Source organism: Alicyclobacillus tolerans (assembly GCF_900142255.1).
Lineage (GTDB): Bacteria > Bacillota > Bacilli > Alicyclobacillales > Alicyclobacillaceae > Alicyclobacillus_I > Alicyclobacillus_I tolerans.
Window position 1 is genome coordinate 19,840 of record NZ_FRAF01000031.1, and the last position, 8,208, is coordinate 28,047.

The 8,208-nt window shown below is 54.6% G+C and carries 7 protein-coding genes; all 7 read left to right on the forward strand.

The annotated features are described in order from the left end of the window. The first annotated feature begins 90 nt into the window (after positions 1-90). The 7 genes from BUA75_RS13875 (at position 91) to BUA75_RS13905 (ending at position 8,187) form a co-directional block, all read left to right on the forward strand. Positions 91-960: a PD-(D/E)XK nuclease family protein gene (locus tag BUA75_RS13875; RefSeq protein ID WP_278247887.1), complete on the forward strand. Its 870-nt coding sequence runs from the start codon at positions 91-93 to the stop codon at positions 958-960. Between the two features lie 74 nt (positions 961-1,034). Beyond that, complete coding sequence (locus tag BUA75_RS13880) at positions 1,035-1,799, forward strand: hypothetical protein (RefSeq protein ID WP_072875197.1); 765 nt, start codon at positions 1,035-1,037, stop codon at positions 1,797-1,799. Between the two features lie 3 nt (positions 1,800-1,802). Then, positions 1,803-2,126 carry a hypothetical protein gene (locus tag BUA75_RS13885; protein WP_129583672.1) on the forward strand — a complete coding sequence of 108 codons (324 nt, stop codon included), beginning with the start codon at positions 1,803-1,805 and terminating at the stop codon, positions 2,124-2,126. Positions 2,127-2,561: 435 nt separating this feature from the next. Further along, positions 2,562-3,983: a DEAD/DEAH box helicase gene (locus BUA75_RS13890; protein WP_072875199.1), complete on the forward strand. Its 1,422-nt coding sequence runs from the start codon at positions 2,562-2,564 to the stop codon at positions 3,981-3,983. Further along, complete coding sequence (locus tag BUA75_RS13895; protein ID WP_072875200.1) at positions 3,980-4,588, forward strand: hypothetical protein; 609 nt, start codon at positions 3,980-3,982, stop codon at positions 4,586-4,588. The genes BUA75_RS13890 and BUA75_RS13895 overlap by 4 nt, the downstream gene beginning before the upstream one ends. Next, a complete protein-coding gene (locus tag BUA75_RS13900) occupies positions 4,552-4,734 on the forward strand; it encodes a hypothetical protein (protein WP_072875201.1) in 183 nt (60 codons plus the stop codon). The genes BUA75_RS13895 and BUA75_RS13900 overlap by 37 nt, the downstream gene beginning before the upstream one ends. Positions 4,735-5,340: 606 nt before the next feature. Continuing rightward, complete coding sequence (locus BUA75_RS13905; protein WP_242650342.1) at positions 5,341-8,187, forward strand: DUF927 domain-containing protein; 2,847 nt, start codon at positions 5,341-5,343, stop codon at positions 8,185-8,187. Positions 8,188-8,208: the final 21 nt, after the last annotated feature.

The following is an 8,208-nucleotide window of genomic DNA, read 5'->3' on the forward strand; positions in this document are numbered from 1 at the left end:
TTTTTGTCGAGTTATCGTCGACGTCGACAACCAGAAGAAATACATTCCATAATTTCAAATTCATTCTATTTGAGGTGAAGAAAGCTGGAAATCTTAACGCAAAGCCGTTTGTCTATGTGGGAGACGTGCCCGACCAAAGCTAACTTCCATTATGTACAGCGTCTACGTCCACGAGGGATTCGTTGGCCACTCGTGATCGGCAGAGCCGTGCATGCCGGGATGGAGGCGGCGAATCTGGGGGCGGAAGAAGAGACAGCAGTGGATGCAGCTCTTTCCGACTTTGCTTTCATCGAACCGTATCTCTCTGCGGAAGAAACCGACAAGTATGCTTTGGAGCAAGCAAGGATCGAAGTTTATGTGCGGGCAGCACTGCGAATCTTTCCTCGTTATCCCTTACTTGCGGCTGAACAGGAGTTTACGGTGCCGATTGTCAATCCGCAAAACGGCAGTAAAAGCCGCACGTATGTTCTGGGCGGCAAGGCGGACGGTATCGTCCTTTTAGACGGGAAGCGTTATCTGTTGGAGTACAAGACCAGCGGTATCACTTACGATCACTTCATCGAACAGTACGGGGGCAATCGTCAGATCACACTGTACAGTGAAGCCCTGCAAGTCGAGGGCGCGGCGGTGCGCTATATCGGAAAGACACGCAAGCAGCCCCAAAAGGGAGAGACGCTTGAGGGGTACAAGGCACGGCTGTTGGAAGAGTTTCTCGCCACAAATGACAAAGTGGTGGAGACGTTCCTTTTTCCAACACCTGAGCAACGGGCTGAGTTTCAGGCACAACTGTGGCATGCCACACAAGTCATGGGATTTGAACGCAGGCGAGGGGTGCTTCGGAAAAATTATCACGCCTGCGCGGATTGTGAATTCCATGCCGCTTGTTATCAGGAAGATAACTGGCAAAGCTTATACACGCGAAGTGAAACGTCTCATGATGAACTGCAAAATGCTCGTTAGTCACACACTCTTTCCAAGATAGAACGTAAGCAACGCAACCAACTCATAACGCATGACAAGGGAGACGATGGATCATGGCAAACGATGTACAACTTTGGGACTCGAAAGTACTGGAACGACTGGGATTGACGGAAGAGGCAGCGAAGGAACTCCTGGAACACGGTATCACGCTGGAAGAGTATGCGGAAAGTATCGGTCAGTCGGTCAAGGAAGAAATTCAAGACGCGAAGGTGATTCTGCCGCGCTACAAAATCAACGGCAAACACTGGCAGGACAACGCCGGAGACTTGAAATCAGAGCTCACCGGGATCGTCATTGAGGCGAAAACGAATCGCGCACTTTTTGATCGGGAAGATGAGGAAAATCCGCGACTGCTTTGCCGCAGTCTGGACGGAAAGCAGGGTACGGTGTTTTCCGAGGAGGGCGGCATCGTGGAACAACGCATCTGCTCAACGTGCCCCTTCAACCAGTTTGTGGCCGACGAGTCCGGGAAACGCCGCCGTGCTTGCAAGGAAACAAGGCGCCTGTACTTTCTGGAGGATGGCGCAAGCGTGCCGACGCTCATCTACTTGCCGCCTACCTCACATAAAGTTTGGGATCATTTTGCGACGAGTGTGCTGGGCAAGGGTCAGCCGCTTTCCGGACGCAAAATCCGCCTGACACTGGAACTCAAAACCGAAGGATCGCGCTCCTGGGGTGTGCTCAAAACGCCAGAAACTCTGGAAGTTTACACGGGACTCGCCTTGATCCAAGGATTGAAACGAAGCAAAGAGATGGCCGAGACCTTGAACGCGATGATTCAGCAAGAAAAACCAGAAACGGTCGCTGTAGGTGAATGAAGAGTGGAGAACAAACGTTGCAGTCGTTGCGGGGGCGTCTTCCCCGCAACAGAAAAGTACTTTCGACTCCATCTGGGCAAGGTGTCCAACACCTGTCGGGAGTGTTGCAAAGAACTGGATCGGGCTCGCCGGGAAAGGAAACGTGCTGCCAAAAAGGCGCGGGGGGAGAAAACGTCCATCACTCGCCCGGAACTGGCCATGCTGGTGCTCAGAACGCTTTTGGCTTTGCAGGAAGACCGGGAGATCGAGGAAGCCAAGAAGCGACGCGCCCAGTGGGAATCCATGAAGCCCAAGCCCTGCTATCGACAGGAACACATCTACTTTTGAACACAAAAAACTCATCCCGCGCTGTGGGGGCGCGGGATGAATGAAAGGTATGTGGTCATTGACAAACCTCACTATAACGAAAAGCCACGAAAAAAACAACATTCCATTTTTTCATCACATTGCTTCCAGGCAGTTTTTCTACCTTTTCTCTTGCGCTTTTTGCAAGGAGTACTACGGTTTTGAACTCTCCGAAGACCCGTTGCCCTTATCCAGACAGGTGTGTCCGCATTGCCACCACCCCCTTCGAGAGCGGGTGAGCCTGCATCACACGCTGTTTTGGGATGGCACACAGTGGCGGGATCACGAAAAACATCGATATCAAGTCCTGGTTTGTAGGCGGTGTGAAAGTTTAATCGCCAGTACCGCTAAGTCGCCCGTTTGTCTGTTTTGCAAGCAATCGGAGACGGAGCCTGTCACTGTGGGGGTGGACATATCATGGAGTTGATGGAACATCAACAACGCTTGCTAGAAGGGGTCAAAACGCGTTTGTCGCGTTGCTCAGGTGTTCTCTTAGCCGTCGATCCGGGGCTTGGGAAAACGGCTGTGACGCTTTCGTATCTCCGTGAAAAAGGCGCACAAAGAGTCGTTGTGTTCGCACCGAAAAGCGTGCTGGGTGTATGGGCACTGGAGGCAAAGCAGTGGGACTTGGCGCTCCCTGTGCATGTGTTGGACGGGAGCCTGGCCAAACGGGAGAGGCTGATTCGCGATACGCAGTGTGGAGTGCTCGTCACGAACTACGAATCGATTGCGAAACTCGAAGCGGCGTTGACCGCCTTTCGGCCCGACCTCATCGTCGCGGATGAGTGCCACCGATTAAAAGGTTGGCAAACGGTGAATGGAAAAGCTGCCGCACGGATGGCCAAACGCACAGGCGCGAAGCGTTTAGGTTTATCAGGGACGCCGCTCCCCAACGGTCCCATTGATGCGCCGGGCCTTTTCCGTTTCCTCGATCCTGGCGTATTTGGGGAATCCATTGTGCGGTTTCGAGAACGTTTTTGCGTGGTGAATCCCTACATACCCCAGCAGATTACGGGCTACAAGAACATGGCGGAGTTCGAGGAGCGTTTCCATGGCCGAAGCATCGTGATGCAAAAACGCCAGGACCCAGATGGGACTTGGTCGGTTTATGAGCGCACCACGTCAGGATGGCAGTTTGCCGGAAAACTACCGAGTCTACCGGAAAAGATGGCAAGGGTTGTCCCCGTGGAGTTGCCGCGAAGTGTACGTCGCGTCTACGAGCAGTTGGAGACGGAGATGGTCGCAGAACTGGAAACGGGAGAGAGCATCACAGCGCCGAATGTTTTGACACAACTTCTTCGGCTCACGCAGATTTCGGGTGGATATTTGGAAGGAAAACGTCTGCATGATGCCAAACTGGCGTCGCTTTCCGACCGACTCTCTGATTTACTCGCCGACCCAAAGCGGAAAGTGTTGATTTTTGCGCGGTTTCGCGATGAAATCGATGGGATTGCCGATGCCGTGGATCGTCTCGGATTTTCCTTTGCGGTTCTTGATGGACGCACATCGTCCTCGGATCGCACACGCATGGTCGCGGATTTTCAGGGAGACACCGACCTTCGCGTCATCATCGGTCAGATACAAGCCGTGGCCGAGGGCGTGACACTGCATCGGGCCGACACGGTGATTTATTACAGCCTCGATTACAGCGAAGCGCGGCATGCGCAAAGTCAGGATCGGATTCATCGCCTGGGGCAAACATCGAGTGCCTGCCACTATGAATATCTGGTTGCAGCAGGCACGGTCGATGAGGACATTATGCAATCCCTTCGCCGCAAGCGTGACTTGGCTCAAGCCATTCTGGAGCGTCGAAACAGCCAGGCGGTGGCGGCGCGATGATGCCAGACCCCTACGAAACTTTTCATCCCGAAGATGCCGCGCCGTGGCGCGTCATCTTTCGCCTTGGCCCCAAATTTTTTGCGGATTCAACGTGGCTCCAGACAGAGCAAGTTTGCGTGGAACACTGGCTGCACGCGCTTCGGTGCGCAGAGATTCGTGTGTGGAAAGACACCTTGATACAAACAGGCATGGAAGTAGGGAGCGGGAAAGAACATTTGGCCCGGCCATGGGAAGAGGGTAAAGCGTTTGTAGAGAGGTGGCTCTTTCCGCTTTGGGAACGCTGGCAAAAGATGCTCTCCTTTGTCCCGTTCCACGATGGATCGTGGGCGAGAGAGCGGGTAGAGAACGGGGTGCTACGTATCCTGTCTCCCGATGCGGTAGAAGTCCTCAAAACGGATGTGGCGGCGCGAAGCGAACAGGAAGAATTACTCTGGCGCTTTTTACGGGCGCGATGCCAAAGTGACCCGGAAAAGACTCGGCAACTGGAAGAGCTCTACCAAGCTCATGTGAAACTCGAGAAAGGTTCAGAAGGTTGGCAACTCAATCCCCGAGGGCAGGAGGATGCGGCGTGGATCGTTCAAACACTGCAAAGGCAGTTTCGGTAGGCGTTGGCGCGGCGGTTCACAATCTAGCGGAAATTCTGGAAAAACATCACGCGCTGGAAGTCGCTTGGAATCACTTTCAGTGGGCGCAGACGAAAGAGCAGATTGATGCGGCCATACGGCGCATTGGTGAACTCGAGCAAAGATAGACAAAGCAAGGGGTGCGTGGCATGAGACCGTTGACCATCAATCGAGAGGAACTGAAACGCTTTGCCGACTTGTGGTGGGTGGACTTTGAGGGATATGTGGAGATTCGACCCATTGCCCATCACAGAGACTATGAGAGGGCGGCGTTTGCCGCAAGACTCTTTGTGCCTGCATCGGAATCGGCGGCAGATCGCGTGATCGAACACTTGAGCCAGCATGCCCACTTGCATCCTCATGTCGGTTGGTATGCGGGGGTGTGCCCCCGCGTCAAGGCTTCCGGTACAGCGGCGGATGTGACACATATCCCCGGCGCTTGGCTGGATTTGGACGATCACGGTTCACCGGAACGGTTATCTGACGGACTGGAGCGACTGAAACTTTTCACATCGATGGGATGTACACCGACACTGATCGTTCAAAGCGGCGGCGGTGGAGGAAAACACATCTATTTTCGTTACCCTGAACCGCTAGATCGAGATGAAGGGGTGGCGCTCAATCGGCGTCTCGCGAGACTTTTGTGCGCCGACGCGGCAGCCACCGACGCAGCGAGAGTGCTGCGCATTCCTGGCACCTGGCATACGAAAGGTGATCCGGTGCTCTGTGAAATCGTGGAAAGTAGTCACTGCGTCATTCATCCTGCAGATTTCATAGAAGCCATCGAGACACTGGAGGCACGGTTTGGGCTGGACACAGAGCCAGAGCCGATACGGGCTTGGAACATCACGACGGAAGGGTGGTTGCCGCTTTCTCGCGAGGAAGCGGAGCGTATGACGGAAGTATGCGCCCGGTTCCGACGCATGGCGGACGTATCGCAACCGGATCGCGTCACAGAGCCGGAATGGGGAAGGCTCGCAGCGAATCTGCGTGCAGTGCTTCCGGACGATCCGTCACTTTGGCTCTCCTGGTGTCAGGTGGATGGACAAAAAGAAGGCAGTACATATGATGAGAAAAAGGCGCTGGAATACTACACGGATCGACACTTTCGCGCTCCTGTCCATTGCCAGGACATCGAGGCGGCGGCGCCCCGTCTCGAATGCCGAGCTTGCCCATTTTTTGCGGAAAATCGGACTCCCGCCTTTTTGTTGCGCCGTCATGTGGGACAAGGTCGGTTGCTCGGTGCGCCTTCTGCGGTTGACCAGATTCGTCAGGGCGAGAATATCGATGAAACGGTGGTTCGTCGCGCTCTCCAGTATGAACGGGAAGCGCTGAACACGCTCCTTGCCGAGTGGATCGAAGCGGGAGAGACCGAGAAGGCCGCGCAAGTGGGGCGGTGGATCGAACGGTGCGAAGAAGGAGAGAGCGTTCCCCAACATGAGCACACGGCAGAAGAGTCGTCAGATTCTCCGGGCGAAGAAACCGTGGATGAAGACACCATCGTCCGTGTGCTTCAGGACGTGGAACAGCAGTTGTCCAGCGGTCATGTGGGTACGGGTGTACTGGATCGGGCTATTGCGCATTTGGCGCAATTGACGCAAAAAAGTGAAATCGCAGCGGCATATTGGATGAAGCGGCTGACAAAATCCGACCCAACACTGAGCCTGAAAGATTTACAGAGATTCGTCCGAGCCTACGGGGCCAAGATGGAGCAGGCGGCAACGGTACTGGCGGCAGGCGGGGAGGGGATTTCGGTAGCGGCGCAGACTGTGAGTCGGAGAGGTCGAGAGCCTCGCGTTCATCTGGTTGGGGAGTTTTGCCCGGGTGCGCCCGATCCATGGCTCGTGTGTCCAGACGGTTACATCGTTTCAAGTGATGGCGTGTACAAGGTGACGGAGGACGAGGAGAGACTGATCATATCTACGCCGATCTATGTTTCCGCGCGGCTCGAGCCGATGGAGCCCACCTCGGAAGCGGCGTTCGAGCTAACCGCTTGTGACGGGTTTTCGTGGTTCACATTAACTCTCCCCAGAGGAGATTTGAGCGATACTCGAAAAATCCTGAAACTGAGTGCCTATCACCTGGGGGTCACCAGCACCAATGCCTCCAAAGTGATTGATTTTCTGAATGAATTCGAGCGGGCGAACCGTCATCGATTGGAACGGAAAGGCATCGCTTCGCGCATGGGGTGGTTTCGGGACGGTTTTTTGCTCGGGGAAAATTTTTTTGATACAGGTTCTGCTGGTCGAAAAGTCTCCTTTGCTCCAGAAGGCGGTGGAGATGAGCAGCTTTGTCAAGCGTTAACCGCTGCAGGCGATGTGCGCGAGTGGCAAAGGCTACTCGCCCCCGCTATGGGCTATCCAGTCATCCGCGTCCTGTTTGACGCGGCGTTTGTGCCGCCACTTTTGGATATGCTGGAGTGTCCCAACTTTGTGATTGACCTGAGCGGACGAACCAGTCGTGGAAAAACAACAGCGCTGAAAGTTGCGGCCAGTGTAGCGGGGGTGCCAAGGCGTGATGGCGGAGGACTTCTTCGCACGTGGAACCAGACCCAGGTGAGCCTGGAGCGTCTTTGTACCGCATCTTGTCACATTCCGGTGTTTCTGGATGATACGAAAGATGCACTGAACGAAAATGCACTAGGTAAACTGGTGTATTTACTGGCAGGTGGTCAGGGTAAGGGTCGCGGGCAAGTCAGAGGAGCGGCGGTAACCGCACACTGGCGCACGGTCGTCTTCTCTACCGGGGAATCATCGATCCTCACCTACAGCAAGGACGGCGGCACCCGAGGCCGTGTGTTGAACCTGCACACGTTGCCGTTTGGTGAAGCCAGTCCCCGAACAGCCCAGTTGGTGCAGCAGTTGCAGGAGGGATTGCAACGTCACTACGGACATGCCTATCCGCTTTTTTTGCGCTATATCTGCGCTCATCGGTCGGATTGGGAAACATGGAGAATGCGGGCAAGAGAGCTTCAGGCAAGCTACGAATCTCTCGTAGAAGACCCCGTTGCCAAACGTCTCGCACAGTATGTAGCGGCCATTCAGACCGCAGGAGAAGTGGCGCACGCGGCATTTGTTGAGGCGGGATGCCCCTTGCCGTGGGAGATGCTACCTGTGGATTTTGACTTGTTCGCACAGGCAACAGAAGCGGCGGAAGACCCGATTCGGGAAGTGGACGCATTAGAAGCGGCGCTTGAATTGGCCACGTCCAATCCCCATCGGTTTTATGGCCGCATGGAAGGACGCGAGAACGGAGAACCACCGACAGGGGGATGGCTCGGCCAATGGAAAGCAGGGGATTTTTGGGATTACATTGCTTTTTTGCCGAATGCGCTGGAAAAATTCATGAAAGAGCGCGGGTTTCAGTTTGAGGAAATTGTAGAGGCTTGGTGGGAGCGTGGATGGCTGGAGGGACAGGTAAGCCGCCGTGGCGGCAAAGAAATCTATCGTCAAAGAAAGCAAGTGAAGATCGCAGGCAACCCCGTGTTTTGTATATGTTTGAAAAAATCTGCCGTCGAAAATGCGACAGAGACGAAAATAGAGCCGAATCTGGCGGTGTGTGCAGATGAAGCAGGCAGGTGAAGGAAGCCGAGCCTGCTTTTT

Excerpts from the sequence above, each read along its gene's own strand:
- BUA75_RS13880 (WP_072875197.1), top strand. The coding sequence starts at position 1,035 with ATGGCAAACGATGTACAACTTTGGGACTCGAAAGTACTGGAACGACTG.
- BUA75_RS13890 (WP_072875199.1), top strand. The coding sequence starts at position 2,562 with ATGGAGTTGATGGAACATCAACAACGCTTGCTAGAAGGGGTCAAAACG.
- BUA75_RS13895 (WP_072875200.1), top strand. The coding sequence starts at position 3,980 with ATGATGCCAGACCCCTACGAAACTTTTCATCCCGAAGATGCCGCGCCG.